Genomic DNA, 25795 nt, shown 5'->3' on the forward strand with positions numbered 1-25795 from the left:
GATCCACCCCCGGCAACCCGTGCAACCACCCCGCCAACGCCCGATTCGACAACCGCGACACCCCCAACACCTCACGGGCACGGGCAGGCGCATCGGCCGCTGTCGTCACGGGGACATCGGTGTCAGTGCTCACCGTTCGAGTCTAGCCCGGCGCACGACGGGGACACCTAGGATCAGGCCATGGCACTGCATCTGGAACCAGTCCGCATCCCCGTCCCGGGCGGCAAGGTCATCGAGGAGCTGGCCGGCCGCGTCGCGACCGGGCACAACAACTACTCGGTGGCACGCATGAGCGCGCCGGCGGGATGGGACGAGCCGGCCCAGGTCCCGGCCTTCGACGAGGTCACCTACGTCATCTCCGGCGAGGTCCTGGTGCACACCGAGGACGGCACCGAGACCGTGCGGGCGGGAGCGGGGATCCTGACCCGGGCAGGGGAGCAGGTGCGCTACGAGGCGGGCCCGGAGGGTGCGGAGTACCTCGCCGTGTGCGTGCCGGCCTTCTCGGAGGAGGGCGCCCGCCGTGCCTGAGCCGCTCAGCAGCGAGACCATCCGGTCGGCCCCCAAGGTCGTCCTGCACGACCACCTGGACGGCGGGCTGCGGCCACTGACGGTGCTGGAGCTGTCCCGGGAGGCCGGCCACGAGCTGCCCGCCGACGACGTGGAGACCCTCGCCACGTGGTTCCGGGACAGCGCCGACTCCGGATCCCTGGAGCGCTACCTGGAGACCTTCGACCACACCGTCGCGGTGATGCAGACCCGGGACGGGCTGGCCCGGGTGGCCAGGGAGTGCGTGGAGGACCTGGCGGCGGACGGGGTCGTGTATGCCGAGGTCCGGTACGCGCCCGAGCAGCACCTCGAGCAGGGGCTGGGTCTGGACGAGGTCGTCGAGGCGGTCGAGGCAGGGTTCCGTGAGGGGGTGGAGGCCGCCGCGGCACAGGGACACACGATCCGGGTGTCCGCACTGCTGACCGCGATGCGCCACGCCGCCCGCTCCCGCGAGATCGCCGAGCTCGCCGTGCGGCACCGGGACGCCGGCGTCTCCGGCTTCGACATCGCCGGGGCCGAGGCCGGCTTCCCGCCGACGCGCCACCTGGACGCCTTCGAGTACCTGCGCCGCGAGAACTTCCACTTCACCATCCACGCCGGTGAGGCCTTCGGGCTGAAGTCGATCTGGGAGGCGATCCAGTGGTGCGGTGCGGAGCGGTTGGGGCACGGTGTCCGCCTGGTCGACGACCTGACGGTCGGTGGCGTGCCGGTCGCCGAGCTGGACGACCAGGTGCCGTATGCCGAGTGGTCCCCCGAGCAGCTGTCCGCGGTCCGGCTGGGCGGCCTGGCGGCATACGTCCGCGACCGACGGATCCCGCTGGAGATGTGCCCCTCGAGCAACCTGCAGACCGGGGCCTCACCGACCATCGCGGCGCACCCCATCACGCTCCTCGACCGGCTGCGGTTCCGGGTGACCCTCAACACCGACAACCGGCTGATGAGCGGCACGTCGATGTCCCGGGAGATGGAGCTGCTCGTCGCCGAGGCGGGCTGGGGTCTGCCGCAGCTGCGGCGGGTCACCGTCAACGCGATGAAGTCGGCGTTCCTGCCCTTCGACGAGCGTCTGGAGATCATCGAGGGCGTGATCAAGCCCTTCTACGACGACTGAGCGTCTCGTGAGTGAGATTCGCACCCCTATTGGGGGTCAGAAGCCACTCACGAGGGCAACGACTCCGGTTACCGGGGGCGGGCGAGCGGGTCGGGGCCCAGGACCCGGGCGCGCAGGCGGTCGTCGCGCTCGAGCCGGAGCATGTCCCGGCGCCGGCGCTCGGCCATGACCGCCGACATCACCGCCTCGGGGTGCGCCTGTGGCGGCGGCAGCGGTGAGACGTACGGCATCAGGTCGGCGAAGAGCGAGGAGCCGGTCGCGGCCCGGCTCGCGGGCGTCAGCTCCTGGCGGCGGGCGAGGAACTGCCGGATCGCCACCGCGAGTCCGTCGGGGATCACGCCCAGATCGGTGCCGACCGCCCACGGTGCGAGCTCCGCGGGCATCGGCGGCGGTTCCGGGAGGGTGAGCCGGACCCGCTCGCGGACCACGTAGGTGCCGGCCAGGAAGTCACCCAGTCGCTTCGCCTTCTCGTTGGTGGCGGCAATGAGCAGCGCCAGGCTGCCCACAGTCAGCCACACCTCGAACCAGGCGGTGAGACCACGGATCAGCGCGTGCCGGAAGCCGATCGGTCCGGTGTCCTCCCGGACCGTGCGCAGCCCGAAGACGAGCTTGCCGAGGGTGCGTCCCTGGCTGAGGGTCTCGCTGGCGACGGGGACCGCGACCAGGGAGCCGACGAGCAGCAGGATCACCAACGCCTGGAGCAGCGCCATGTCCTCGCCGACCAGCTGCCACGGCGAGATCCAGAACGCGAGCAGGAGCACCAGGACGACAACGGCCAGGTCGATGGCGCCAGAGGCCATCCGCATCGGCAGGCTCGCCGCGGGCAGGTCGATCTCGACGGCCTCGGACGTGACGAAGCCGTCGGACTCGAAGATGCCCCGCGTTGCCATGGTGGCTCCAGGCTACTGGCGGTCCCCGCGGTGGTGCGCACCCGGCACACGGGCTGCGCCTATCCTGGCCGGGTGGACCTCGATGCGCTGGTGACCCGCCGCCGACCGGCGTGGGACCGACTCAAGGAGCTCTCCACGCAGCGTCGTCTCGGTGGCGCGGAGTCCGATGAGCTGCTGGACGGCTATCAGCGGGTGGCCACCGACCTGTCGACCGTGCGCTCGACCGCGCCGGACCCCTCCCTGGTGACCCACCTGTCGGGCCTGCTCGCCGGCGCGCGGCTGCGGTCGGCCGGGACCCGGACGTTCTCCTGGGACATGGTCGGCCGGTTCTTTGTGGAGGACTTCCCGGCGGCGCTGTACCGGCTGCGCCACTGGTGGATCCTCACGGCACTGCTCAACGTGGCCGTCGGGTTCGCGCTAGGAGCGTGGCTGTTCTACAACCCGGTGGTCGAGAACACGCTGATCTCCTCCGCGGAGGTGCAGCAGCTCGTGCAGAGCGACTTCGCCTCCTACTACTCCGAGAACGCCGCGAGCAGTTTCGCCGCCCAGGTGTGGATCAACAACGCCTGGGTCGCGGCGCAGTGCATCGTGTTCGGTGTGCTGGGCCTGCCGGTGATCTACGTGCTCTGGCAGAACATCGCCAACGTGGCGGTCACCGGGTCGCTGATGCACCAGCACGGTCGGGCGGACGTGTTCTGGGGGCTGATCACACCGCACGGGCTGCTCGAGCTGACCGCCGTCTTCGTGGCCGCCGGTGTCGGGCTGCGACTGTTCTGGGCGTGGGTGGCGCCGGGTCCGCGGACCCGCCTGTCCAACCTGGCGCACGAGGGCCGCACGGCCGCCGGTGTCTCGCTCGGCCTGATCGTCGTGCTGCTCGTGTCCGGCCTGATCGAGGCGTTCGTCACGCCCTCGCCGTTGCCGACCTGGGCGCGCATCGGGATCGGCGTGCTCGCCCTCGCGCTCTTCGTGCTCTATGTCTTCACCCTCGGCCGCTCGGCCGTCCGGCGGGGCATCACGGGTGACGTGGACGGGTCGCTGGTCGAGCACAGCGCGCCGACCGCGGGCTGAGCCGGCCTCAGTGCCTTAGCCGCCGGAGTCGCGCCGGCTCGGTGCGCCCGGCACGGAAAGTAGGGCACCTGCCCGATGCGCGGGCCTGCCTTAGGCGACGAACCTGGGGTGATCAGGCCCCAGAGGCACCGAGCACGGTCAGGAGCGCGCAATGTCGCTGGAGAACACCTATGTCGCACAGTCCGTGGCGGCGGAGCGGGGTGCCGCGCTGTCGCAGGACCTGGAGCTGAGGCGACGCGAGCGCCTGGTCTCCGAGGTGTCCCGCTTCGGCGGACACACCCGCGGACTGCCGGCGCTGCTGACGCGGACGACGCCCGTCGGCGGCGGCCACCCGGCCCCGTCAAGGTAGGGCCGGAACCAGTTCTGCGAGCACGGACCAGAAAGTCTCACACACCGCCGGCGGGACGGGTGCCGCCCACATCTGGTTCGTCAGCAGGACAGCGCTGAGACCGCGCTCCGTGTCGTTGCGCCAGGACGAGCCGAGGCCGCCGTCCCAGCCGTAGCTGCCGACGACGCCAGCGGACGGCGGGCCCAGCGCCACGCCGACCCCCAGTCCCCAGCCGGTGCGCCCGTCCGGAGAGGGCCCACCAGCACGTAGCTGTCTCTCCGTGAGCCGGTTGGTCGTCATGGCCGCCACCGTCCGCTCCGACAGGACGCGGGTGTCACGGCCCGCCCCACCGTCGCGCAGCATCACCGCGAACGACAGGAAGTCGCCCACCGTGGAGACCAGCCCACCGTCGCCGCCCTCGAAGGGAGGCGGGCTGCTCCACTGCCCCTCCACGGGGTCGTACACCCCGACGTGACCGGCGTCGGGGGCGCCCGCCGTGAAACACGCCCCGAACCGGGGGATCGAGGCGACGGGCACGGAGAAGCCGGTGTCCGGCATACCGAGGGGGTCCAGGACGCGCTGCCGCACCCAGTCCCCGAACGACACACCGGCCGCGCGCGAGACCAGGACGCCGAGCACCTCCGACCCGGTGTTGTAGAGCCACCGCTCGCCGGGCTGGTGCCGCAGGGGAACGCTGCCGAGCCGGGCGAGCCACTCATCCGGCGGCAGGTGCTCCCGGGGTGCGGGCGGTCCCATCGCCAGCCCCAGCTGAGCCAGCCGGTCCTCGAGCGGGTTCGGCCGGCCGAGGGCGGTGAAGTCCAGACCGTGCCCGAGGCGGAAGGTCAGCACGTCCTCGACGGTGATCGGACGCCGCGCGGTCTCGGTCTCCTCCACCGGGCCGTCCGGGCGCAGGAGGACCCGGGGTCCCGCGAGCTCGGGCAGCAGGTCGTCGACGGGCTGGTCCAGGGCGAGCACGCCGTCGTCCACCAGCGCGAGCGCCGCGACCGCGGTGACGGGCTTGGTCATCGAGCTGATCCGATAGAGGGTGCCGGTCTCGGCGGGGACCGTGCGCTCTGCGTCGAGGTGCCCGAGCGCACCGCTGCGGCGGTCACCGGCGACGTCGACGGCCCAGCTGAGTCCCGGCGGGTGCAGGGCGCCCACCAGGGGAGACAGTGCGGCGTCCAGGGCGGCGGACACACGGTCCAGGTCAGTTCCGGTCAGTGCCATGTGAGGGTAGACCGCCCGAGCACGCGCGGCTCACCGGTCGCGCACGACGGTGGTGGGCCCGCGGGCTGCCGCCGGGTCCAATCCATCGGGGCGCGGTCCGCGTACCACCTAGGTTGATCACTGTGACTACGGTCACACTCACCCCTGGAGGAACCATGCGACGTACCGCCCTCGCCTCAGCGACCGCCCTCGCCCTCGCTGCCTTCCCGCTCGCCGCTGCCGGTGATGCCCCCGCCGACACGGGGCGACCCCTCACCGTCGCGATGACCGGTGCCGCAGAGCGCCCCGGCCCCGGCGACCCGGACGGTTCCGGCACCGCCCACTTCCGTCTCAACCCGGGTCAGGAGCAGATCTGCTACACCCTCGAGGTCTCGGACATCGCCCCGGCGATGGCCGCCCACATCCACGTGGCCGGGACCGACGCACCGGGACCCGTCGTCGTGCCGCTCAGCCCGCCGGTCACCGGGATGTCCTCCGGGTGCGCCGATGTCGACCGCGAGCTGGTCATCGCGATCATCAGCGACCCCGGTGCCTACTACGTCAACGTGCACAACGTCGACTTCCCAGCCGGTGCCGTGCGCGGCCAGCTCGGCTAGGCGCGGGCGCACAGCCACGCGGGCCGGCACCTCAGAGTCAGGAGGTGATCAGAGCAGGCCCTGTGCCTTGAGGGCGAGGTAGTGGTCGGCCAGCTGCGGCGGCAGCTCGTCGGGGTCCGCCTCGATCACGTGCACGCCCATCCGTCCCAGCGCGTCGGCCGTGCGCTGGCGCAGGGAGACGGTCCGTTCCGCCGCGGCGGCGTCATAGACCGCGTCCAGGTCGCCGAGGTCCGCCCGCATCCGGCCCAGCTCGGGGTCGGCGACCGAGGCGACCACGACCCGGTGGTGCGCCGTGAGTGCCGGCAGGACGGGGAGGAGGCCCTCCTCGATCGCGGCCGGCTCGAGGGCGGTCAGCAGCACGACCAGCGCGCGACGCCGGGTGAGCCCGGTGACCCTGCCGGCGAGCATCGTCCAGTCGGCCTCGACCAGCACGGGCTCGATCGGCGCCATCGCGGTCACCAACTGGTGCAGCAGCGCCTTCCGGTCGGTGTTGGGTGTGACGCGGCCCCGCACCCGTCGGTCCCCGGCGATCAGGTCGATCCGGTCACCGGCGCGGGAGGCCAGGGCGGCCAGGAGCAGCGCGGCGTCCATGGCGGCGTCCAGGCGTGGCTGGTCGTCGATGCGGGCTGCGCTGGTGCGTGAGGTGTCCAGGACCAGGATCACCCGCCGGTCGCGCTCCGGCTGCCACGTGCGCACGACGACGTGCTGTCGTCGCGCGGTGGCGCGCCAGTCGATCGAGCGCACGTCGTCGCCCTCGACGTAGTCCCGCAGCGAGTCGAACTCGGTGCCCTGGCCACGGGTGCGCACGGCAGAGCGCCCGTCGAGCTGGCGCAGCTGGGCCAGGCGGCTGGGCAGGTGCTTGCGCGAGTGGAACGGCGGCAGCGCGCGCACGGTGCCCGGCACGCGCACGGACCGCTGCCGGGCGGCGGTGCCCAGCGGTCCCCACACGCGCACCGTCACCCGGTCGGTCCGCCGGTCACCCCGGCGGGTGGGCAGCAGCCGGGTGGTCATCCTGCGGCGCTCCCCACCCGGCACATCGAGGGTATGCCGCTCGCCGGACGCCCCCGCCGACGGCACCCAGGCGTCGCGCACCTGCCCGCGCATGCGTCGGCGGCTCGGGTTCGTCACGGTGAGGGTCGTGCTCGTCGCCTCACCGAGGCGCACCTGCTGGTCCTCCGAACGGCCCCAGGCGAGCCTGGCCGGGGAGGGGGCCAGCAGCAGGTCCAGACCGATCACCACGACGCAGCCGAGCAGCCACCACCGGACCGTCGTCATCGACGGCCACTGCAGGATGGGCGCCAGTCCGACCAGGACCAGCGCGACGGCCCGCCAGCTGAGCGCCACGGTCAGCGGGGGACGGGCACGGAGTTCAGCGCGCTGTCCAGCACCGAGGTCACCGATACACCCTCGAGCTCAGCCTCCGGACGCAGCGAGAGGCGGTGACCGAGCGTGCCGTGGGCGAGCGCCTTGACGTCGTCCGGCGTGACGAACGAGCGGCCGTTGAGCCAGGCCCAGGCGCGGCTCGTGCTCAGCAGCGCCGTGGCGCCACGTGGGCTGACACCCAGCTGCAGGGACGGGGACTGCCGGGTCGCCCGGGCGATGTCGACGATGTAGGCGATCACCTCCGGCGCCACCTGCACCCGCCCCATCGCGGCAGCTCCCGCGCGCAGGTCGGCCGGTCCGGCGACGGGGCGCACGCCGGCACCGGCGAGGTCCTGCGGGTTGAAGCCGGTCGCGTGCCGGTGCAGGACCTGCATCTCGTCCTGGCGCGGCGGGACGGGCAGCACCACCTTGAGCAGGAACCGGTCCAGCTGGGCCTCGGGAAGCGGATAGGTGCCCTCGTACTCGACCGGGTTCTGGGTCGCGGCGACCAGGAACGGGTCGGGCAGCCGCCGGGGTGTCCCGTCGACAGTGACCTGGCGCTCCTCCATGGCCTCCAGCAACGCGGACTGGGTCTTGGGCGGCGTCCGGTTGATCTCGTCGGCGAGCAGCAGGTTGGTGAACACCGGCCCCTGGCGGAACTCGAAGTCGCTGGTCCGCGAGTCGTAGACCAGGGAGCCGGTGACGTCACCGGGCATGAGGTCCGGCGTGAACTGCACCCGTTTGGTGTCCACGTCCAGTGCGGCAGCCAGCGTGCGCACCATCAGCGTCTTGGCCACACCGGGCACCCCCTCGAGAAGGATGTGCCCACGGGCCAGCAACGCCACGATCAGCCCGGTCACCGCCTGGTCCTGCCCCACGAGCGCCTTGCTCACCTCGGCGCGGACCCGTTGCAGGGCCTCGCGGGCCTGCTCCGGCCCGTGTTCCGCCCGGGGTGTGCCGTGCCCCGGCTCCTCGCTCGTCGTCATCAGCCGATCATCCCTTCCTCGAGGGACCGCACCTCGCGGGCGATCCGGACCAGTGTCTCGTCGTCGGGTGCGGTCGGGTCGACCAGCAGCCGGTGGAGCTCGTCGGTATGCCGCCCGGTCGCCTCGGCCAGCGACCGCACCACCTGCTCGGGTCGGCTGTGCACGGGCAGGCCCAGGCGGGCGGCGACGCGGCGTCGGGCGGCCAGCTGCAGGGACGCCAGGGCGCGCTCCCGGTCCTGGGCGCGCCGGTACATCCGGCCGCGGCTCTGTGTCGTCTCGACCGACCGGATGACCGCCGGGAGGGGCTCGACGACGACCGGACCCAGCCGGCGCCCGCGCCAGAGCATGGTGGCCAGCAGCGCCAGGACCAGCAGCACCACCGAGGGGACGAAGGCGTCGGGCAGGACGTCGGTCAGTGACTGCGGAGCGGTGTCGCCGGCGTCGGACACGGCCGGGACGTACCAGACCAGGTGCGGGTGGGCTCCCAGGAGGCGCAACCCGGCAGCGGCGTTCGCCTCCTCGGTGATGTGCTGGTTGGTCAGGGAGCCGGCGATGCCGGCGACGACCGTCTCAGGGCGGTTGCCGTTCGTGGCCAGCTCGACGAGGTAGCCCGCCCGGGCACCCCCGGCGTTGTAACCGGGGGTCGGAGGGAAGCAGGGCTCGGCAGTGCTCTCACCGGTCACCTCGACCAGGCGGTTGGCGTGGCTGATCCGGTCGCCGTCGCGCCACCTCAGCAGGGTGGCGTCGCAGGACGGGGCCGCCGCGCCGACCTGGGCGGTGCTGCCGCCCTCGACCGGCAGGCCGAGCGCCTCCGTGGTGTTGGACTCGGGGCTGAGGACGACCAGGCGACCGGCGCCGGCGGCATACTCGGTGACCCGCCGGCCGGTGTCCTCCCCGACCAGGGCAGTGCCGGCGACCAGGACCGTCGTGTCCGCCGACACCGGCGCGCCGAGCAGTTGGGGGAGCCCCCGGGCGACGGTGACGTCCACCCCCTCCTGCTCCAGGACGCGGGCCAGCGCCTGCATGCCGTTGTCCTCCGGGTTGTCGGGGTCGAACGGGACCTGGTTGGCGGTGCGCATGCCACCCAGGGCGGCCGCGGCGATCGCGATGACCAGCACGAGCACTCCCCACAGCGCGAGCCGTCGCCCGGTCCGGGCCGTCATGCCGCTACCCGCGCTGGCCGTGACCTGGCGAGGACGCGGTCCAGCTCGCGGACCCGCTCGGCCTGCTGCTGACCGGCATGCTGGTCGCCGTAGCAGACGGCGTCGAAGGCGTCGGCAGCCCCGAGCAGGGCGCTCGCGTGGTCGGGGAACGGGGCCCGCAGCCCGACCGCGATCTCGTGGGCGGTCGTGCCCGGAGCCTCGTCGAGCAGGGCGCGCTCGTCGGACGAGGCGGCGATGGCGCGATAGGAGTCGAGCAGGACGGCGTCCCAGTCGCCGTGCTGGGCGGCCGCGGAGGCCCGGGCCCGGTAGTCGGCAGCGGTCAGCCCGACCTCGTCGAGGACGGGGCCGCTGCTGCGATCGGTGAGCCTGCGGGTCCGGCGGGTGCCGCGGACCGCGAAGAACACCGCCACACTGACGAGGGCGAGCACGACGCCCAGCAGGAGGGTGGACAGCCCGGTCGAGCCGGGCAGGACCTCGATCACGCCGGTGATCCGGTCCATCAGCCAGCTCAGAGCACGCAGGATGAACGACTCGGCGCGGTTGTACTCGGGGCCGGCGAGCTCGCGCTCCAAGAGCTCCCGGGCCTCGTCCCGATCGGGGTCCAGCACGGTCAGGCCCGTCGCGCGGCGGCGCGCTCCTGAGCAGCCCGGACCAGACCGACGTCGAGGCCCTCGCGCCGGATCCGCTGGTCGAGGTACAGCAGCGCGGTGACACCAGCGGTGAACGGGGTGACGACCGCGCCGACCAGGAACGTGCTCAGGTGGTCCACGATGACCTGGAGGTAGTACTGCGCGCTCACGTCGCCGCTGACGAGGCCGAACACCAGGCCGATCAGCGCGCCCAGGAGCCCGCCGATCAGCGCGGCGAACAGGCCGGCCACGACCGCGGCCAGCACGGTGATGCCCAGGACCCGCCAGGCCTGTCTGCCCTCGGTCAGCGCCCACGAGCGCCGGATCCCCGTGATCGGCCCGGCCCTCTCCAGCACCACGGCCGCGGCGCCGAGGGAGAGCCGGGCATAGAGCCACAGCATCAGCGGGACGAACGCCAGCAGGAGGAGCACGAGGAGCACCGCCCCGATCGGGCCGAGCAGGACCGCCGCCAGGGCGCCAGCAAGCACGAGGACCAGGATCACGCCGAACACGGCCAGGAACGACAGGATCGAGATGCCGATCAGCGGCAGGATGCGGCCCCTGACCGCCTCCCACGTGGCCGCAATGCCGACGCGGTCACCGAGGGCCGCCTCACTGACCACATAGATCACGAACCCGCTGAGGGCCATCGTCGCCAGTGAGTTGAGCAGTGTCGGGACCATCCCTGCGATGGCGATCGCATCGAGCATCCCCAGGTCGGGGAAGAGGGTGGGGATGAGCAGGCTGAGGCCCAGCGAGGGGACCATCAGCACGGCGAGGACCAGCACGGCCATGCCGATCGTGGCCTCGGGATTGCGTCGCATGGTCTTCAGCGACCCCTCGAATATCTCTCCGAGGGTCAGTGGCCGCAGCGGGATGACGCCCGGCTGGTGCATCCGGACCAGATCCTCCGGCGGGAGGTCGTGCCACTGACCAGGCTGACCGTACGTCGGCTGGGGTCCGTAGGCCGGACCCTGCTGCTGGCCGTACTGCTGTTGGCCGTAGCCGGTGGGCGGTGGGGGTGTCTGGCCGTACTGCTGTTGGCCGTAGCCGGTGGGCGGTGGGGGTGTCTGGCCGTACTGCTGTTGGCCGTAGCCGGTGGGCGGTGGGGGTGTCTGGCCGTACTGCTGTTGGCCGTAGCCAGCGGGCGGTGGGGGTGTCTGGTCGGGAGTCTCGCTCCCCGAGTCGACATACCTCCTCGGCTGCCAGTAGCCCTGCTCGCCAGCCCCCTGGCCCTCGCCGGATGCCCCGCTGTCCTCGTCAGGATGCTGCCCCACGACGCCCCTCCTGCCTGGTGTGCGCGGACCGAGCGTCCGCGGTCAGTTGCGGGACCCTGGCCTCTGCCTCACGAGCGGTCATCGGCTCGGCTCCCAGTGCCTGCTGGGCCCTGACGATACCCGGCTCGAGGCGTCGTAGCGCCAGCCCCCGGCGCACCAGGGTCAGGGGCGGCTTACGGCGCTCGGCAAGGTCTCGGACCAGCCTGCGGACGAAGGTCTTCCAGGGGTGGTTGCGGATGCACCAGGCGGCCGCCAGGAGACCGCGGTCGGTGAGCCCCGCCACGGTGTCCGCCGCAAAGATCCCCTCGGCGACCACGAGGGGATGGCCATCCAGGTGCACCAGGTGCCGGCCTGTCGCGCGTGAGGTGGCGATGTCATAGACGGGCACCTCCACCGTGCCGTCCCGGCACAGGGTCTCGAGCGCCGCCAGGGCGTCATCCAGCCGCCAGGACCGGACATCGTCCCAGTCGGGGAGTCCGGCCTGCGGGCTCATCGGGAGGTCGGGGTCATCACCGTCGCGGTAGAAGTCGTCGAGCTGCACCACCGGCCAGCCGTGGGCGGCGTGCAGCCGCCGGGCCAGGCGCGACTTCCCCGCACCGCTCGGGCCCGCGAGCACCAGCACCCGGGCAGGAGGGGGCGACTCGGTGCTCATAGGTCGGAGTTTACGTGCCGGTGGGGACCGTGCCGGAGCCTAGACTTGCCGGACCATGGCTGCCTCGGAGTCCCAGACCTACCGCACCCTGCCCGCCCGCGTCGTCGGCTGGGTCATCCTCGTGGCGATCGGTGGTCTGGCGGTCATCATGGGCGTTGTGGAGGCCGGCCTGGGCAACAACCCGGTGTCTCCGGCTGCGTTCCTGGCCGTCGTCGCCGCGGTCGTGTGGGCCGTGCTGCTGAGGCCCTGTGTGCGCCTCGAGCCGGACAGGGTCGAGATGAGCAACCTGCTGACCGACGTGTCAGTGCCCTTCTCCCGGCTGGGCGCCGTCGAGCACCAGTGGTCCCTGGAGCTCATTGACAACGCGGGTGACAAGCACAGCTCGTGGGCGATCCCGGTGCGTCGCGAGCTCAGGCCGCGCAGGGACATCGACAGCTATGCCGAGTCGACCACCCGCGGCCGGGCCCACGAGGGCAACAACGCCGAGGCGGTCGCCGGTCACGTCCTGCGCGCACAGCAGCGCTGGAAGCTCGACGGGGGAGTGGCAGAGCCGGGGCAGGGCGCGCGGCGCACCTGGGCGCTGAGCGCGATCATCCCCGTCGTGGCCACCCTCGTGCTCCTCGCGCTCGTGCTCCTCCTCGGCTGACGCCCTCTCCACGCTGACCGGGCGCGTGGGCGCCCGTGTCCTCTGCTGACCGAGCGCGTGGGGCGCTGAGGTCAGGCTCGGGTCAGCTCCTCCATCGTGGCCCGGACCGAGGCGAGCCGGCGGCTGGCCTCCGCCCGAGCCGTCGTCAGTTCAGCACGCTCGACGGGGACGACCGCCTCCAGGTAGACCTTGAGCTTCGGCTCGGTGCCGCTGGGGCGCACGATCACCCGCGTCTGGTCAGCGAGCAGATAGCGCAGCCCCTCGGTGGGAGGAAGACCGCCGGCGCCCAGGGCGAGGTCCTCGGCCGAGAGGACGGCGACGCCGCCGAGCTCAGTCGGCGGGGTGTGGCGCAGCCGCTCCAGGACCGGGGCGATCAGGGCCAGGTCGCGCACGCGCACCGAGAAGGCATCGGTCTGGTGGACGCCGTGCACCAACGCCAGGTCGTCGAGGACGTCGGAGAGGGTGCGACCCTGCTGTTTGAGGGTGGCGGCCAGCTCTGCCACCAGGAGGGCGGCCGTGATCCCGTCCTTGTCAGGAACGGTGCCCGGGTCGACGCAGTAGCCGAGGGCCTCCTCGTAACCGAACCGCAGTCCCGGGACGCGACCGATCCACTTGAAGCCGGTCAGTGTCTCGACCGCCGGGAGGCCGGCCCCCTCGGCCATCGCGCCGAGCAGCCGCGACGACACGATCGAGCGAGCCAGGACGGTGCGCTCGCCGGACGGGTCGATGCCGCGGTCGATGAGGTGCTGTCCGAGCAGGACCCCGACCTCGTCGCCGCGAAGCATCCGCCAGCCGTCCGGCCCCGGCACCGCGACGGCACAGCGGTCCGCGTCCGGGTCGTTGGCGATCACCAGATCGGGCTGCACTCGCTCGGCCAGGGCCAGGGCGGCGTCGATCGCACCCGGCTCCTCCGGGTTCGGGAACGACACGGTGGGGAACTCCGGGTCCGGTGCCGACTGGGTCAGCACCGCCTGGGGCTGGGGGAAACCGGCGGCCTCGAACGCTGCGAGGACCGTGTCGGTCCCCACCCCGTGCAGCGCGGTGTGCACGATCGAGACGTCCCGCGGACCGTCCGGCGCCACGACGGCCGCCGCCGCCTCGATGTACCGGTCCAGCAGCCGGTCGTCCAGGGTCTGCCACCCGTTCGTGGCCAGGGGCACGTCGGCGGCGCTGCGCACGGCACCGATGTGCGTGGCGATCTCGGAGTCGGCGGGCGGCACGATCTGGGAGCCGTCCCCGAGATAGACCTTGTAGCCGTTGTCATGCGGCGGGTTGTGACTGGCCGTCACCATGACCCCTGCATCCGCCCCCAGGTGGCCGATGGCGAAGGCCAGGACCGGGGTGGGCAGGGGCCGGGGCAGGACCAGGGCCCGCCCGCCCGCGGCGGTCACGACGGCTGCGGTGTCCCGGGCGAACACGTCGGAGTTGTGGCGTGCGTCGAATCCGATCACGACGGTCGGCTCGGGATCGACCCGTTCCTTGAGGTATGCCGTGAGGCCGGCGGCGGTGCGGATCACCACGACGCGGTTCATCCGGTTGGGGCCGGCCCCCAGGGCGCCGCGCAGCCCGGCGGTGCCGAACTCGAGCAGTCCGGAGAACCGGTCGGCCAGGTCCGTGAGGGCGGCGCTGTCGGAGTCGCGCGCCGCCTCGATGAGCGCGGCGAGCTCGGACCTGGTCTGCGGGTCGGGGTCCTCGGCGACCCACGCCTCGGCGAGGCCGATGAGTTCGGTGCTGGTCGGCATACTCACATCCTGCCGATGATCTGGGCGAGGAGCGTCCCGCACCGCTGGGCCGCCGCCCGACCCGCCTCGAGGACCTCCTCGTGGGAGAGGGGCGTCTCGCTGATGCCGGCGGCCGGGTTGGTCACGAGCGAGACGCCGAGGACCTCCATGCCGGCCTCCCGGGCCGCGATCGCCTCCAGCGTCGTCGACATGCCGACCAGGTCACCGCCCAGGATCTTGGCCATCCGCACCTCGGCGGGCGTCTCGTAGTGCGGACCGCGGAACTGGACGTAGACACCCTCGTCGAGGCTCGGGTCGACCTCCCGGGCGAGGTCCCGCAGTCGCGGCGTGTAGAGGTCGGTGAGGTCCACGAAGTTGGCGCCCTCGATGGGTGACTCGCCGGTGAGGTTGATGTGGTCGCTGATCAGCACCGGCGTGCCGGGCGCCCACTCCGGGTTGAGCCCGCCACAGCCGTTGGTGAGCACGACCGTCCGGCAGCCGGCAGCCGCCGCTGAGCGCACCGCGTGGACCACGGCCCGCACCCCACGGCCCTCGTAGTAGTGGGTCCGCGTGCCGAAGACCAGGGCGCGCTTGCCGCTCCCGCTGATCTCGACGGAGCGCATCGTGCCGGTGTGTCCGGCCACGGCCGCACCGGCGAACCCGGGGACCGTCGTGTTCTCGACGGTGGCCACCGTGTCACCGATGAGGTCGGCCGTCTGACCCCAGCCCGACCCGAGGACCAGGGCGATGTCGTGGGTCTCGGTGCCGGTGTGCTCGGCGATGACGGTGGCGGCCGCCCGGGCCAGGTCCGCAGGGGTTTCGGTGGTCACCGGGGAAGCGTACCGATGGTTGGATGGGACCCGTGAGTGGAGCGCAGAAGTCAGTAGTCATCGTCGGGGGCGGACCGGGCGGGTACGAGGCGGCACTGCCCGCTGCGCACCTGGGCGCCAGGGTCACCGTGGTCGAGCGGGAGGGGCTCGGTGGTGCCGCGGTGCTGACCGACTGCGTGCCCAGCAAGGCGTTGATCGCCACCGCCGACTTCATGGACCGCTTCAGCGCCGCCGAGCGGATCGGCGTCGGTTTTGACGGGGCGCCGCGCGACCAGGGAGTCACCGCCCACCTGTCCGACGTGAACGCCCGGATCATGCGGTTGGCCGCGGCGCAGAGCCAGGACATCAAGGGCAAGCTGGTCGACGCGGGCGTCGAGGTGGTCAGGGGAGCAGGGCGTGTTGTCCGGCCGGGCGTGGTGGAGGTCGCCGTCGGTGTCGGTCACGTGGAGTCGGGGGAGGAGCCCGCGCCGTCCCCGACCGAGCGCGCCGGGCAGACGCGCCAGCTGGAGGCCGACATCATCCTGGTGGCGACGGGTGCGCGCCCCCGGGTGATGGACACCGCGGTCCCGGACGGCGAGCGGATCCTGACCTGGCAGCAGATCTATGCCCTGCCGGCGCTGCCGGAGCACCTCATCGTCATCGGCTCCGGCGTGACCGGCGCCGAGCTGGCGCACGCCTACCTCGGCCTCGGCTGCGCCGTCACCCTCGTCTCCTCGCGCGACCGCGTGCTGCCCGGGGAGGACCAGGACGCCGCCACCGTGCTGGAGGAGGTCTTCCGCAGCCGCGGCATGACCGTCCTCAACCGCTCCCGCGCCGCCGGCGTGGTGCGCGCGGGCGAGGAGGTCGTGGTGACCCTCGAGGACGGTCGGGAGGTCCGTGGGTCGCACGCGCTGCTCGCCGTCGGATCGACCCCCAACACTGCCGACATGGGGCTCGAGGAGGCCGGGGTCACGCTGTCCGACTCCGGTCACGTCCTGGTCGACCGGGTCTCGCGCACCTCCGTGCCCGGTATCTATGCCGCAGGCGACTGCACCGGGGTGCTCCCCCTGGCCTCGGTCGCCGCGATGCAGGGGCGCATCGCGATCGCCCATGCCCTGGGGGATGCCGTGGCGCCGTTGAACCTCGGGCGGGTGAGCTCGAACATCTTCACCGACCCGGAGATCGCCACCGTGGGGGTCTCCCAGGCCGACGTGGACTCGGGCAAGGTCGATGCCCGCTCCGTGATGCTGCCACTGACCGGCAACCCGCGCGCCAAGATGCAGAACACCAAGCACGGGTTCGTCAAGATCTTCGCCCGCCAGGGCAGCGACACGATCCTGGGTGGCGTCGTCGTGGCCCCCAGGGCCAGCGAACTGATCTTCCCGATCACCCTCGCCGTGGCCAATCGGCTCAACGTCGATCAGTTCGCCTCGACGTTCACGGTCTACCCCTCGATGTCCGGCTCGATCGCCGAGGCGGCGCGCCAGCTGCACACCACCCAGGCCGACTGACGGGCACAGGTATGCCGCAGCGCGCGGCACACCTGTCCCTGCCGGACCCGAGGCGGTCGGGTCAGCCGACCGGTGTCCCGTCGCGTTCGGGCGGGGGGATCGCGAAGAAGGCGGCCAGCGCGAGACCAGCGGCGATGAGGAATCCCAGGCCCACGCTGAGGATGCTGATCAGGCCGAGCGGGCCCAGGACGACCGCCGCCCCCAGAGCCGCCCAACGCACATCGCGGCGGTCCTGCACCAGAGCCGCGGCAAGTGCGAGGGCGGTGCCGACCAGCATGATGCCGGCCCAGACGAAGATCCCGGGCTCCACGTTGCCCTGCTCGCGGATGATCGCCAGATAGACCGCGGTGGTGAGTCCCGCGACGGCTGCGGCGGCCACCGCCCAGCCTCTGCCCGTCCGAGAGCTCGGCGCCTCCATCACGCCACGCTACCCACATCCGGGAGCACCCGCCCGGTGGCTGTCGGGCCCCGAACCCACCAGTAGGCTGCCCCCATGAGCGACTTCGACCTGTTCCGCATCTCCGAGGACCACGAGGCACTGCGTGAGGCTGTGCGCGAGGTGTGCGAGAACAAGATTGCTCCGCACGCCGCGGCGGTCGACGAGGAGAGCCGGTTCCCGCAGGAGGCGCTCGACGCCCTGCGCTCCACAGACTTCCACGCCCCGCACATCGCGGAGGACTACGACGGTGTCGGGGCTGACGCGCTGGCCACGTGCATCGTCATCGAGGAGGTGGCGCGCGTCTGTGCGTCGTCCTCGCTCATCCCGGCCGTCAACAAGCTCGGCACCATGCCGCTGATCCTGGGGGCGAGCGAGGAGATCAAGAGCAAGTACCTCCCGCCGGTCGCCCGTGGCGAGGCCATGTTCTCCTACGGTCTGTCCGAGGCCGGCGCCGGCAGTGACACCGCCGGCATGAAGTGCAAGGCGATCGAGCAGCCCGACGGCACCTTCCTGCTCAACGGCCAGAAGTCCTGGATCACCAACGCCGGGGTCTCCGAGTTCTACACGGTCCTGGCGGTCACCGACCCCGACGGCGAGCGGGGGCGCAACGTCACCGCGTTCGTCGTGGAGAAGTCCGACGAGGGCTTCACCTTCGGTGAGCCAGAGAAGAAGCTGGGCATCAAGGGTTCACCGACCCGCGAGCTGCTCTTCGAGAACTGCTCGATCCCGGCGGACCGGATGGTCGGCCAACGGGGTGAGGGCCTGAAGATCGCACTGCGCACGCTGGACCACACCCGGGTCACGATCGGTGCGCAGGCCGTCGGCATCGCCCAGGGAGCCCTGGACTTCGCGCTCGGCTACGTCAAGGAGCGCCAGCAGTTCGGCAAGAAGATCGCTGACTTCCAGGGCATCCAGTTCATGCTCGCCGACATGGGCATGAAGCTCGAGGCCGCCCGCCAGATGGTCTATGTCGCGGCGGCCAAGTCCGAGCGCAACGACCCTGACCTGCCGTTCTTCGGTGCTGCGGCCAAGTGCTTCGCCTCGGACGCGGCGATGGAGATCACGACCGACGCGGTCCAGCTGCTCGGTGGCTACGGCTACACCAAGGACTTCCCGGTCGAGCGGATGATGCGCGACGCCAAGATCACCCAGATCTACGAGGGCACCAACCAGGTCCAGCGCATCGTCATGGCGCGTCAGCTCCTCAAGGGCTGACCCACGCCGCGCCCTCGGACAAGGGCGCCACGGAAACCCGGGCGACTCCGCGCACGTGCTCTGCCATGCTCGGTCTGTGTCCGACACCCACTGGCAACCCGTCGCTGACCTCGCGGCCCGCCTGGAGGCCGAGGGGCACTTCTCCGGGATCCTGCACGTCTCCAGGGCCGGTCAGGTGGTTTTCGAGTCCTGTCACGGGATGGCGAACCGGGCGGACGGCATACCTGTGCGACCCACCACCAGGTTCGGCACCGCCTCGCTGAGCAAGCTGTTCACCGCTGTCGCGGTGCTGGACGCCGCCGGCCGAGGGGAGGTCGGTCTGCAGGACTCGATCGTCGACGTGCTGCCGCCCGACAAGCGGCCCGGCACGCTGCGCCCTGACGTCACCGTGCACCACCTCCTCACCCACACCTCGGGCATCGCCGACTACTTCGAGGAGGACGAGGACCTTCCGGGCCACCAGGAGGACTACGCGGCGCTCTGGCAGCAGCTGCCGAACTACACGGTGCGCGACGACATCGCCCTGCTGCCACTCTTCGCCGACCTCCCGCCCGTGTGCCCACCCGGGAAGGCCTACCACTACAGCAACGCCGGCTACGTGCTGCTTGGCATCCTGCTCGCGCACGTGTCGGGACTGTCCTTCACCGAGGCGGTCTCGACGCGCGTCTTCGCCCCGGCCGGGATGCGCGCGAGCGGCTACCCCGCGCTGGACGAGGCGCACCCGGACGTGGCGACCGGCTATCTGCCCCCGGTCGGGGGCGGGCCGTGGCGCAGCAACATCTTCTCAGTGCCGGCCGTCGGCGGAGGCGACGGCGGCGCGGTGGTCACCGCCCGGGACGTCGCCACCTTCCTGCGTGCCGTGCACCGCGGGGGCGTATGGCGCGGGGTCACGCCTGAGCTGGTGCTCACCGAGCGGGTGGCGATGCACGAGGGCCGGGCGGCCGGATACGGGGTGGAGCTGCGCACGGACGGGTCGGCCGTCTTCGGCAAGGACGGTGGTGACCCGGGGGTGGCGGCGGTCGCCCGCCACCTGCCGGCGAGCGGGACCAGCGTCGTCCTACTGGCGAACACCGACTGGGACACGGCTCCCGGGATGGCTGAGCTGGCCAACCTGCTCATCGACACGGCAGAGTGGGCACCGTGACCACCGACGATGACCTGCGCCACCTGCACCGCTGCGTCGAGCTCGCCCGCGAGGCGCTCGAGGCCGGGGACGAGCCGTTCGGCTCGATCCTGGTCGACGCCACCGGTGCTGTGCTGTTCGAGGACCGCAACCGGGTTCGGGACGGCGACCACACCCGACACCCCGAGTTCGAGATCGCCCGCTGGGCGGTGGGCCACCTCACCCCGCAGGAGCGTGCAGCCGCCACCGTCTACACCTCCGGCGAGCACTGCCCCATGTGCGCCGCCGCGCACGGCTGGGTCGGGCTGGGGCGGATCGTCTATGCCGTGTCCTCGGCCCAGCTGACGCAGTGGCGGTCGTCGTGGGGTGTCCCCGCGGGGCCGGTGGCGCCACTGCCGATCGGCGCGGTCGTGCCCGGGGCGGTCGTCGACGGCCCCGTCCCCGAGCTCGAGGACGAGATGCGCCAGCTGCACCGGAGCCGCTTCCCCGAGTGACGGGGGCCCCAACTCCCGACACACCGTCCGGGGAACCCCCGGATCGGGTGTCTGCTGCCTAGATTGCTGCCCAGTAGCTGGTCCCCGACCCGGAGTGAGACGAGATGGTCAGCAGCCCTCCTCGCACGGCGGTGCCCCGGACGCGACGCCCGGTCCCCGCACGACAGCGCGCGGTCTACCGGCGCCGCAGGATCGTCGTGGCCGTTCTCGCCCTCGTGGTGATCGTGGCGCTCGCCCTCGGCATCCGGGCCATCATCTCCGCCCTGACCACGGGCGGGGAGGCAGCAGCCTCACTGCCGGTGGCCGACCAGCCGGTGCAGATCGAGCTGCCGGACGGCGAGCGCGCGATCCCGCTGCGCGCCGCCGCCCTCAACGACTCGGGCCGGATCGACCCACCACCCGACGAGGGGATCTGGTACACCGGCCACGACCGGGTCGCGCCGGGGGAGCTGGGGACCGCCGTGATCGTCGGGCAGGCCGAGGACGACGGCAAGCCAGCGGCGTTCGGGGCCCTCACCTCCGCGGGCGAGGGCGACCGGGTCACCATCACCTTCGGTGACGGCGTGACCCTCGAGCTGGACGTCGTGAGCAACCAGATCCTCACCGAGGACGAGCTGGCGGACTCCGACCTGGTGTGGGGTGCCCAGCAGGACACCCACCGCACGGTCCTGGTGACCAGCGACACGGTCGAGCAGGGGGAGCGCGAGGGGCACGTGGTGGTGGTCGGTCAGTTAGGTTAGGGCTGGTGGACACCACAGCCCGCAGCCGCGACGGCAGCATCCACGTCACCGATGAGCGGTTCAACACCATCTCCCACCTCTTCGGGTCCTGCTTCGCGGTCGTCGGTGCGGCGCTGCTCATCGCCCAGTCCGGCGACCAGGGCGACCCGTGGAAGATCGTCGGGTTCAGTGTCTACGGTTTCTCACTGATCACCCTGTTCCTCGCCAGCACACTCCACCACGGGCTGGACCTCGGGCCGCGTCTCAACGACGTCCTGCGGACGCTCGACTACACCTCGGTCTTCCTGCTGATCGCGGGCACCATCACCCCGCTCGTGCTGATCCTGTTCCGCAACACCTACGGGTGGACGGTCTTCGGCACGGTGTGGGGCATCGCGGTGCTCGGCATCGTGCTCCGCTCGGTCTGGCGGCAGCTGCCCAAGTGGGTGACCAACACCCTCTACATCACCCTGGGCTGGATGACCGTGCTGCTGGTCGGGGCGGGTGTGGAGCTGGACCTGGGGGCGCTGGCCCTCATGGCCGGCGGTGGCCTGGTCTACAGCGTCGGCTTCGTGATCTTCGTCATCGAGCGGCCGAACCCCTGGCCCGGTGTGTTCGGTTTCCACGAGCTCTGGCACGCCCTGGTGGTCGTGGCCGCGCTGCTGCACTACCTCCTGATGTACTTCTACGTCCTGCCCGCCTAGTCGCCGGGCGGATCGTGGTCCGCGGACCGGACCGCCCGACGAACCGCCTCGGCCACCGCTCCGTCCGACTCCGCTGGCACGCACCGCAGGTCCAACAACAGCTCGCCCGCCTCCACGCGCCCCACGACAGCCGGGTCGCCGGTCCTCAGCGGCAGTGCCAGCTCCTCCGGCACGGCGACCGCCCAACCGGGGAGCAGGACGCCTGGGGCGCCGCCGCCGCCGACGACACCGTCGTGCCGCCGCACGCGACCGCCGACCTGTTCGGCGAGGAGGTCCGCCCGCGCGCGCAGCACGTCGACGTCGACGGTCCGGTAGTCCGTGACGGGGGCGGTCCCACCGCGCAGGGTCGCCTCGAGGCCCGCCAGGGCCAGCTTGTCGGCGCGCAGGGCCCGGGCGAGCGGGTGCCTCCGCAGCCGCTGCACGACGTCCGGCCGCCCGAGGACCAGGCCGGCCTGTGGGCCGCCGAGGAGCTTGTCCCCGCTGGCGGTCACCACGCTCGCACCGTCCTGGAGCGCGGTGCTCGCATCCGGCTCCTCGGGCAGCGCCGCATCGGGCGCGAGCAGCCCGGAGCCGATGTCCACGACCACCGGCGGCCCCAGCGTGGCGAGCTGCCTTACCCCGACCCCACCGGTGAAGCCCTCGACACGGAAGTTGCTCGGGTGGATTTTGACGATCGCACCGGTCTGGGGGCCGATGGCCCCCCGGTAGTCGTCCCGGGTGGTCCGGTTGGTCGTGCCGACCTCCCGCAGCCGGGCCCCGGTCGAGGACATCAGCTCGGGCAGGCGGAAGCCGTCGCCGATCTCGACCAGCTCTCCGCGGCTGACGACCACCTCCCGGCCCCCTGCCGCCAGGGCTGTCACGGCCAGCAGGAGCGCGGCGGCACCGTTGTTGACCACCAGCGCGTCGGTCCCGGCCGGGACGTGGTCCCGCAGCCCCTGGAGCACCGCCGCCCCGCGGGGTCCCCGCCGCCCGGTCTGCACGTCATACTCCAGGTCGGTGTAGCCGCTGGCCCGGACGATCGCCTCGATTGCCTTGCGGGACAGGGGAGCCCGACCGAGGTTGGTGTGCACCACGACCCCGGTGGCGTTGAGCACGGGACGTAGCGGCGGCACCCGGTCGGGCAGCTCGCCGAGGGCGCGCTCGAGCACGTCCTCTGGGGCGATGGCCCCGCGGCGGGCCAGGTCCTGGGCCCGGTGCACGGCGGCCAGTATGTCGGCACGCGCCAGTCCCTCGGTGGCTGCGGTCAGTCGGGGGTCGGCCAGCAGTTGGTCGGTCCGCGGGATCCGTCGCCGGGGGTCGGTCTGGCTCACAGCCGGTTCAGCGGATGATCTGGACGGGGCACTTCGCGTGGTGCAGCACGGCCCGGCTGGTGGAGCCCAGGAGCAGGCTGGTCAGGTCACCGCGGCCGCGCGCGCCAACGATGAGCGCCGCCGAGTCGGCGGCCGCCTCGGCGATGACCTCCTCCGGGCGTCCCTCGACCACGACGTCCGTGACGGTCAGGCCCGGCTCCTCACGTAGGATCTCCTCGGTGGCCTCCGCCGCCACCTTCTGCGCGGCCTCCGTGCGTAGCTTGACGGCCTGGGACATCGAGGCATAGCCCTGGGGTGGAGTGCCGCGGTTGTCCTGGTAGGGCTTCTCCCAGACCGTGATCACCTCGAGCGGCGCCCCGTAGCGGCGGGCGACGTCGGTGGCGTGGTGCACGGCCCGGGCGGCGCTGGAGGAGCCGTCGGTGGCGACCGACACCTTGTGTTGCGGGCCCGGGACCGGCAGGGCACCCGGTGGCACGATGGTCACGGGGCACCGGGCGAGGGTGGCCACGTGGTAGGCCGTCGAGCCGAGCAGGATCCCCGAGACACGGCCGCGGCCGCTGTTGCCGACGACGATCATCCGCGCGGTCAGCGAGATCTCCTCCAGTGCCGCTGCCGGGCTCGAGAGCGAGGACTTGCTGGTGACCTCCACGGTGGGGGCCGCGTGGCGCGCGACCTGAGCGCCTCGCTCCGCCACCACGAGGGCGCCCTTGTGCGCCTCCGCCGGGGTCCACAGCCCGTAGCCGGCGTCCTGGACGTAGCGGATCCGGTCCGCCGCGTGCAGCACGACGAGTGGTTCCCCCTGGTGCTCGGCGATCTGGGCGGCGTACTCGACTGCCTTCTGGGCCAGGTCGGAGCCGTCGTAGCCGACGACGACCGGGCGGGCTGCAGGACTGCTCATCTCGTCTCCTCGCGGTTCGTGCCTGCCATAGTGTCGCGTCCGGGCCGCTCGTGCCACCGCGCGGTCGTCTCAGGCACGGCCGGTGAGCAGGTGCGCCTTGACCACGAGCAGCTCGCGCGGCGGCGCGGCGTCGTAGGGCGGCACCAGGCGCAACCCCTCCAGCTCGTTGGGCTTGCGCCGCGTGAGGGTCTCCCGGGTGACCCTCCAGCCGGTCTCCTCCAGGAGGCGGTAGTAGTCATCGATCCGCAGTCTGTTCTGGTAGCCCAGGCTGTTGTTGGCCAGCCGCCACCGGGTCGGTCCCAGGGTGAGGAAGTGGAACTCGTTGATCCGCGGGTCGTGACCGGCGTAGTGGTCGGCCAGGTCGATGTAGTGGCTCATCCGGGCGTCCTCGGAGCCCACGCGGCGGAACTCCGTGAAGATGCCCCGCAGCACGTCGGCCGGGATGTGCTCGAGGGTGTTGTTGGAGACGAGCAGGTTGGTGCCGTGCGTCTCCGGGAGGTGCGAGAGGTCGCGGGCGTCCGCGATCCGCGGGATGATGCCGAGCGGCTCGAGCAGCTCGGCAGCGGTGCTCGACCGAGAGGACCCCAGGAGCTCCCGCAGCCGCGCCATCCGCTCGGGGGAGCCCGTCCTGATCCGACCGGCGGCCTCGAGGTCGCTCAGCAGCTGCATCGCCAGCCGCACCCGCTGCGCGTCCAGGTGCTTGCCCTTGTCGATGGTGACCACCGAGCCCCCGTGGACAGCCAGCCCGAGCGGCACGATCGGGAACCAGCCCGTGCCGATCTCGACGGCCCGGGTGCGCCGGAGCGGGATGCCGCCGGGGTTGCCGAGCGCGTGCAGGTGCTGTTCGACGTGGTGCCACTTCGACAGGAAGTAGTCCACCTCCAGGGCGGGGCCGCGCAGCCTGCGCCGGATGCCGTCGTCCAGCATGGCGGCGCCGGGCGCGACAGCGAGCGCCCCCTGGGCGGCGGCCTTCACCCACCAGCGGTTCAGCACGCTGCCCGCCACCGGCTCACGGCTCGATCGACAGGGGCTCGCCGGTGCGCAGGGCCTCGAACAGCTCGGCCGCCTTGGCCTCGTCCCACAGCACGCTGGAGCCGACGTGGGTCGAGTAGTTGGCGTCGCCGATCGGCACGGTCAGGGACTGGCCCTCGCCCTTGGCGATGGACCGCATGGCCAGCGCCATGCGGCCGGTCTCCCACATCGAGGTGTCCTCGCCGAGCGCCATCGCCGACCCGGTCGCGGTGCCGACATCCTTGAGGCGCCAGGGCAGCAGAACCGTCCCCGGGGTGGCCATCTCCTTGGTCAGGGCGGCCAGGAACTCGCGCTGCCGCTCCACCCGCCCGAGGTCACCGCGGGGGTCGCTGTAGCGCATCCGGACATAGTTCAGCGCCTGGGCACCCTCCAGGTGCTGGCAGCCCGCCGGCAGGTCGAGGCGCGTCTTCTCGTCCACGACCGGTTCGTCCAGGCACATCTCCACGCCGCCGACCGTCGCCACGACCTCCACAAAGCCGCCGAAGCCGATCTCGAGGTAGCCGTCGACGCGCAGGCCCGTCGACTGCTCGACGGTGTCGACGAGCAGCGGCGGGCCGCCGATCGAGTAGGCGGCGTTGATCTTGTTGGAGCCGTTGCCGGGGATCTCGACGTAGGAGTCCCGCGGGATGGAGACCAGGACCGGGTCGCCCGAGTCAGGCAGGTGGAGCAGCATGAGAGTGTCGGCCCGGGAGCCCTCGGCGTGGCCGGTCACCAGGTCGTTGCGCTCCTCCCTGCTGAGGTTCTCGCGACTGTCCGTGCCGACCAGCAGGAAGTTGCTGCCGGACCCGCCCTCGGGGCGGGCCGAACCGGTCGGCGTGGCGTCGACCCGGTCGATGGAGTTCCACACGCTCGTGACGGCCCAGATCATCGAGCCGACATACGCCAGCACGAGGAGCAGCAGCACCGCCATGAACCGCCGCAGTGCGTACCGCCGGCGTCGGCGGGGACGGGGCGGCCGGCCCCCCGGGCCACCGGGCCCACGCGGGTCGCGACGGGGCGGCGCGACCGGCTCCTCGGCATACTCCCGCTCCACCCACCGCTCGTCGGCGTAGTCCTCCTCGGCGTAGCCGTAGTCGGCCGCGGTCGCACGCCCGACGGGGAGCTCCCGGGTCCGGTCGTCGCCGTCCGGGTAGGGGTCGTAGTCGGACTCCTGGTAGCCGGACTCCGGGTAGCCCCGCCCGTAGTCGGCGGTGTCCTGCCAGTCCTCGCGGCCGTCCCCGGGGTCGCGCCGGCCCCCGCTGCCGCGCGGTGCGCGCGGGATCGGTCGTGTCCAGTCGTCCTCGGGGTGGTTCGGCACGCCGACAGAGTAGGCGCTCGGGCTGGGTGACCGCTGCTCCCCACG

The 25795-nt window shown here is 72.3% G+C and carries 27 protein-coding genes; 12 read left to right on the forward strand and 15 right to left on the reverse strand.

All coding sequences use genetic code 11. The annotated features are described in order from the left end of the window. Positions 1–180: 180 nt before the first annotated feature. A complete protein-coding gene (locus DA085_RS16985) occupies positions 181–528 on the forward strand; it encodes a cupin domain-containing protein (RefSeq protein ID WP_109474183.1) in 348 nt (115 codons plus the stop codon). Further along, on the forward strand, positions 521–1654 hold the full coding sequence (locus DA085_RS16990; RefSeq protein ID WP_109474184.1) for an adenosine deaminase: 1134 nt from the start codon (positions 521–523) through the stop codon (positions 1652–1654). Before DA085_RS16985 ends, DA085_RS16990 begins: the two co-directional genes overlap by 8 nt. Positions 1655–1722: 68 nt before the next feature. Here the strand turns inward: DA085_RS16990 and DA085_RS16995 are convergent, their stop codons facing one another. Continuing rightward, positions 1723–2544: an RDD family protein gene (locus DA085_RS16995; RefSeq protein ID WP_109474185.1), complete on the reverse strand. Its 822-nt coding sequence runs from the start codon at positions 2542–2544 to the stop codon at positions 1723–1725. 72 nt (positions 2545–2616) lie between these two features. Between DA085_RS16995 and DA085_RS17000 the strand changes: the two genes are divergently transcribed. Next, positions 2617–3612, forward strand: a complete 996-nt coding sequence (locus DA085_RS17000; protein WP_109474291.1) for a stage II sporulation protein M — start codon at positions 2617–2619, stop codon at positions 3610–3612. 151 nt (positions 3613–3763) lie between these two features. Next, positions 3764–3961: a hypothetical protein gene (locus DA085_RS17005; protein ID WP_109474186.1), complete on the forward strand. Its 198-nt coding sequence runs from the start codon at positions 3764–3766 to the stop codon at positions 3959–3961. On the opposite strand, the gene DA085_RS17010 is transcribed toward DA085_RS17005, so the two are convergent. Continuing rightward, a complete protein-coding gene (locus tag DA085_RS17010) occupies positions 3953–5167 on the reverse strand; it encodes a serine hydrolase domain-containing protein (RefSeq protein WP_109474187.1) in 1215 nt (404 codons plus the stop codon). The two genes, DA085_RS17005 and DA085_RS17010, sit on opposite strands and share 9 nt — an antisense overlap. Before the next feature lie 155 nt (positions 5168–5322). Between DA085_RS17010 and DA085_RS17015 the strand changes: the two genes are divergently transcribed. Beyond that, positions 5323–5763: a CHRD domain-containing protein gene (locus DA085_RS17015; protein ID WP_109474188.1), complete on the forward strand. Its 441-nt coding sequence runs from the start codon at positions 5323–5325 to the stop codon at positions 5761–5763. A gap of 48 nt (positions 5764–5811) precedes the next feature. Here DA085_RS17015 and DA085_RS17020 read toward each other — a convergent pair whose 3' ends face one another. Genes DA085_RS17020 through DA085_RS17045 form a run of 6 tightly spaced genes read right to left on the reverse strand, consistent with a single transcriptional unit; the run spans position 5812 to position 11832 of the window. Further along, positions 5812–7107, reverse strand: a complete 1296-nt coding sequence (locus DA085_RS17020) for a DUF58 domain-containing protein (RefSeq protein WP_109474189.1) — start codon at positions 7105–7107, stop codon at positions 5812–5814. 2 nt (positions 7108–7109) lie between these two features. After that, positions 7110–8111, reverse strand: coding sequence for an AAA family ATPase (locus DA085_RS17025; RefSeq protein WP_109474190.1), 1002 nt, complete (start codon positions 8109–8111; stop codon positions 7110–7112). After that, positions 8111–9274: a DUF4350 domain-containing protein gene (locus tag DA085_RS17030; RefSeq protein WP_109474191.1), complete on the reverse strand. Its 1164-nt coding sequence runs from the start codon at positions 9272–9274 to the stop codon at positions 8111–8113. The genes DA085_RS17025 and DA085_RS17030 overlap by 1 nt, the downstream gene beginning before the upstream one ends. Beyond that, positions 9271–9882: a DUF4129 domain-containing protein gene (locus DA085_RS17035; RefSeq protein WP_109474192.1), complete on the reverse strand. Its 612-nt coding sequence runs from the start codon at positions 9880–9882 to the stop codon at positions 9271–9273. Before DA085_RS17035 ends, DA085_RS17030 begins: the two co-directional genes overlap by 4 nt. Positions 9883–9884: 2 nt before the next feature. Beyond that, positions 9885–11180: a DUF3824 domain-containing protein gene (locus DA085_RS17040; RefSeq protein ID WP_109474193.1), complete on the reverse strand. Its 1296-nt coding sequence runs from the start codon at positions 11178–11180 to the stop codon at positions 9885–9887. Further along, positions 11164–11832 carry a uridine kinase family protein gene (locus DA085_RS17045; RefSeq protein WP_109474194.1) on the reverse strand — a complete coding sequence of 223 codons (669 nt, stop codon included), beginning with the start codon at positions 11830–11832 and terminating at the stop codon, positions 11164–11166. The genes DA085_RS17040 and DA085_RS17045 overlap by 17 nt, the downstream gene beginning before the upstream one ends. 55 nt (positions 11833–11887) lie before the next feature. Between DA085_RS17045 and DA085_RS17050 the strand changes: the two genes are divergently transcribed. After that, entirely contained in the window at positions 11888–12478 is a 591-nt protein-coding gene (locus tag DA085_RS17050) for a hypothetical protein (RefSeq protein ID WP_109474195.1), read from the forward strand. 71 nt (positions 12479–12549) lie between these two features. On the opposite strand, the gene DA085_RS17055 is transcribed toward DA085_RS17050, so the two are convergent. Beyond that, the gene (locus DA085_RS17055; protein ID WP_109474196.1) at positions 12550–14220 is read right to left on the reverse strand and encodes a phospho-sugar mutase; all 1671 of its coding nucleotides are present in this window, start codon (positions 14218–14220) and stop codon (positions 12550–12552) included. 2 nt (positions 14221–14222) lie between these two features. Further along, positions 14223–15029: a purine-nucleoside phosphorylase gene (locus DA085_RS17060; RefSeq protein ID WP_109474197.1), complete on the reverse strand. Its 807-nt coding sequence runs from the start codon at positions 15027–15029 to the stop codon at positions 14223–14225. A gap of 23 nt (positions 15030–15052) precedes the next feature. Here DA085_RS17060 and DA085_RS17065 point away from each other — a divergent pair, with 23 nt between their 5' ends. Beyond that, positions 15053–16519: an NAD(P)H-quinone dehydrogenase gene (locus tag DA085_RS17065; RefSeq protein ID WP_109474198.1), complete on the forward strand. Its 1467-nt coding sequence runs from the start codon at positions 15053–15055 to the stop codon at positions 16517–16519. Between the two features lie 61 nt (positions 16520–16580). On the opposite strand, the gene DA085_RS17070 is transcribed toward DA085_RS17065, so the two are convergent. Further along, the gene (locus DA085_RS17070) at positions 16581–16937 is read right to left on the reverse strand and encodes a hypothetical protein (protein ID WP_154402239.1); all 357 of its coding nucleotides are present in this window, start codon (positions 16935–16937) and stop codon (positions 16581–16583) included. A gap of 75 nt (positions 16938–17012) precedes the next feature. Between DA085_RS17070 and DA085_RS17075 the strand changes: the two genes are divergently transcribed. The 5 genes from DA085_RS17075 (at position 17013) to trhA (ending at position 21213) form a co-directional block, all read left to right on the forward strand. Further along, positions 17013–18173: an acyl-CoA dehydrogenase family protein gene (locus tag DA085_RS17075; protein ID WP_109474200.1), complete on the forward strand. Its 1161-nt coding sequence runs from the start codon at positions 17013–17015 to the stop codon at positions 18171–18173. Between the two features lie 76 nt (positions 18174–18249). Then, on the forward strand, positions 18250–19317 hold the full coding sequence (locus DA085_RS17080) for a serine hydrolase domain-containing protein (RefSeq protein ID WP_161958538.1): 1068 nt from the start codon (positions 18250–18252) through the stop codon (positions 19315–19317). Continuing rightward, positions 19314–19790, forward strand: a complete 477-nt coding sequence (locus tag DA085_RS17085) for a nucleoside deaminase (RefSeq protein WP_109474292.1) — start codon at positions 19314–19316, stop codon at positions 19788–19790. The genes DA085_RS17080 and DA085_RS17085 overlap by 4 nt, the downstream gene beginning before the upstream one ends. Positions 19791–19894: 104 nt before the next feature. After that, the gene (locus tag DA085_RS17090; RefSeq protein ID WP_161958539.1) at positions 19895–20530 is read left to right on the forward strand and encodes a class F sortase; all 636 of its coding nucleotides are present in this window, start codon (positions 19895–19897) and stop codon (positions 20528–20530) included. Positions 20531–20535: 5 nt separating this feature from the next. After that, on the forward strand, positions 20536–21213 hold the full coding sequence (gene trhA / locus DA085_RS17095; RefSeq protein ID WP_109474203.1) for a PAQR family membrane homeostasis protein TrhA: 678 nt from the start codon (positions 20536–20538) through the stop codon (positions 21211–21213). Here trhA and selA read toward each other — a convergent pair. From selA to DA085_RS17115, 4 genes are all read right to left on the reverse strand, one after another. Further along, on the reverse strand, positions 21210–22523 hold the full coding sequence (gene selA / locus DA085_RS17100) for an L-seryl-tRNA(Sec) selenium transferase (protein ID WP_109474204.1): 1314 nt from the start codon (positions 22521–22523) through the stop codon (positions 21210–21212). The genes trhA and selA overlap by 4 nt on opposite strands. A gap of 7 nt (positions 22524–22530) precedes the next feature. Further along, positions 22531–23421, reverse strand: a complete 891-nt coding sequence (locus DA085_RS17105; RefSeq protein WP_109474205.1) for a universal stress protein — start codon at positions 23419–23421, stop codon at positions 22531–22533. Positions 23422–23490: 69 nt separating this feature from the next. Next, positions 23491–24426: a hypothetical protein gene (locus tag DA085_RS17110; RefSeq protein ID WP_109474206.1), complete on the reverse strand. Its 936-nt coding sequence runs from the start codon at positions 24424–24426 to the stop codon at positions 23491–23493. A gap of 4 nt (positions 24427–24430) precedes the next feature. Then, positions 24431–25750 (reverse strand): LCP family protein, encoded by a 1320-nt coding sequence (locus DA085_RS17115; RefSeq protein WP_237565582.1) that lies wholly within the window; start codon positions 25748–25750, stop codon positions 24431–24433. Positions 25751–25795 lie beyond the last annotated feature (45 nt).

This window comes from Ornithinimicrobium cavernae, assembly GCF_003121625.1.
Taxonomy (GTDB): Bacteria; Actinomycetota; Actinomycetes; order Actinomycetales; family Dermatophilaceae; genus Ornithinicoccus; species Ornithinicoccus cavernae.

Excerpts from the sequence above, each read along its gene's own strand:
- DA085_RS16985 (WP_109474183.1), top strand. The coding sequence starts at position 181 with ATGGCACTGCATCTGGAACCAGTCCGCATCCCCGTCCCGGGCGGCAAG.
- DA085_RS16995 (WP_109474185.1), bottom strand. The coding sequence starts at position 2,544 with ATGGCAACGCGGGGCATCTTCGAGTCCGACGGCTTCGTCACGTCCGAG.
- DA085_RS17005 (WP_109474186.1), top strand. The coding sequence starts at position 3,764 with ATGTCGCTGGAGAACACCTATGTCGCACAGTCCGTGGCGGCGGAGCGG.
- DA085_RS17010 (WP_109474187.1), bottom strand. The coding sequence starts at position 5,167 with ATGGCACTGACCGGAACTGACCTGGACCGTGTGTCCGCCGCCCTGGAC.
- DA085_RS17015 (WP_109474188.1), top strand. The coding sequence starts at position 5,323 with ATGCGACGTACCGCCCTCGCCTCAGCGACCGCCCTCGCCCTCGCTGCC.
- DA085_RS17025 (WP_109474190.1), bottom strand. The coding sequence starts at position 8,111 with ATGACGACGAGCGAGGAGCCGGGGCACGGCACACCCCGGGCGGAACAC.
- DA085_RS17030 (WP_109474191.1), bottom strand. The coding sequence starts at position 9,274 with ATGACGGCCCGGACCGGGCGACGGCTCGCGCTGTGGGGAGTGCTCGTG.
- DA085_RS17045 (WP_109474194.1), bottom strand. The coding sequence starts at position 11,832 with ATGAGCACCGAGTCGCCCCCTCCTGCCCGGGTGCTGGTGCTCGCGGGC.
- DA085_RS17050 (WP_109474195.1), top strand. The coding sequence starts at position 11,888 with ATGGCTGCCTCGGAGTCCCAGACCTACCGCACCCTGCCCGCCCGCGTC.
- DA085_RS17055 (WP_109474196.1), bottom strand. The coding sequence starts at position 14,220 with ATGCCGACCAGCACCGAACTCATCGGCCTCGCCGAGGCGTGGGTCGCC.
- DA085_RS17065 (WP_109474198.1), top strand. The coding sequence starts at position 15,053 with ATGGGACCCGTGAGTGGAGCGCAGAAGTCAGTAGTCATCGTCGGGGGC.
- DA085_RS17070 (WP_154402239.1), bottom strand. The coding sequence starts at position 16,937 with ATGGAGGCGCCGAGCTCTCGGACGGGCAGAGGCTGGGCGGTGGCCGCC.
- DA085_RS17075 (WP_109474200.1), top strand. The coding sequence starts at position 17,013 with ATGAGCGACTTCGACCTGTTCCGCATCTCCGAGGACCACGAGGCACTG.
- DA085_RS17090 (WP_161958539.1), top strand. The coding sequence starts at position 19,895 with ATGGTCAGCAGCCCTCCTCGCACGGCGGTGCCCCGGACGCGACGCCCG.
- DA085_RS17105 (WP_109474205.1), bottom strand. The coding sequence starts at position 23,421 with ATGAGCAGTCCTGCAGCCCGCCCGGTCGTCGTCGGCTACGACGGCTCC.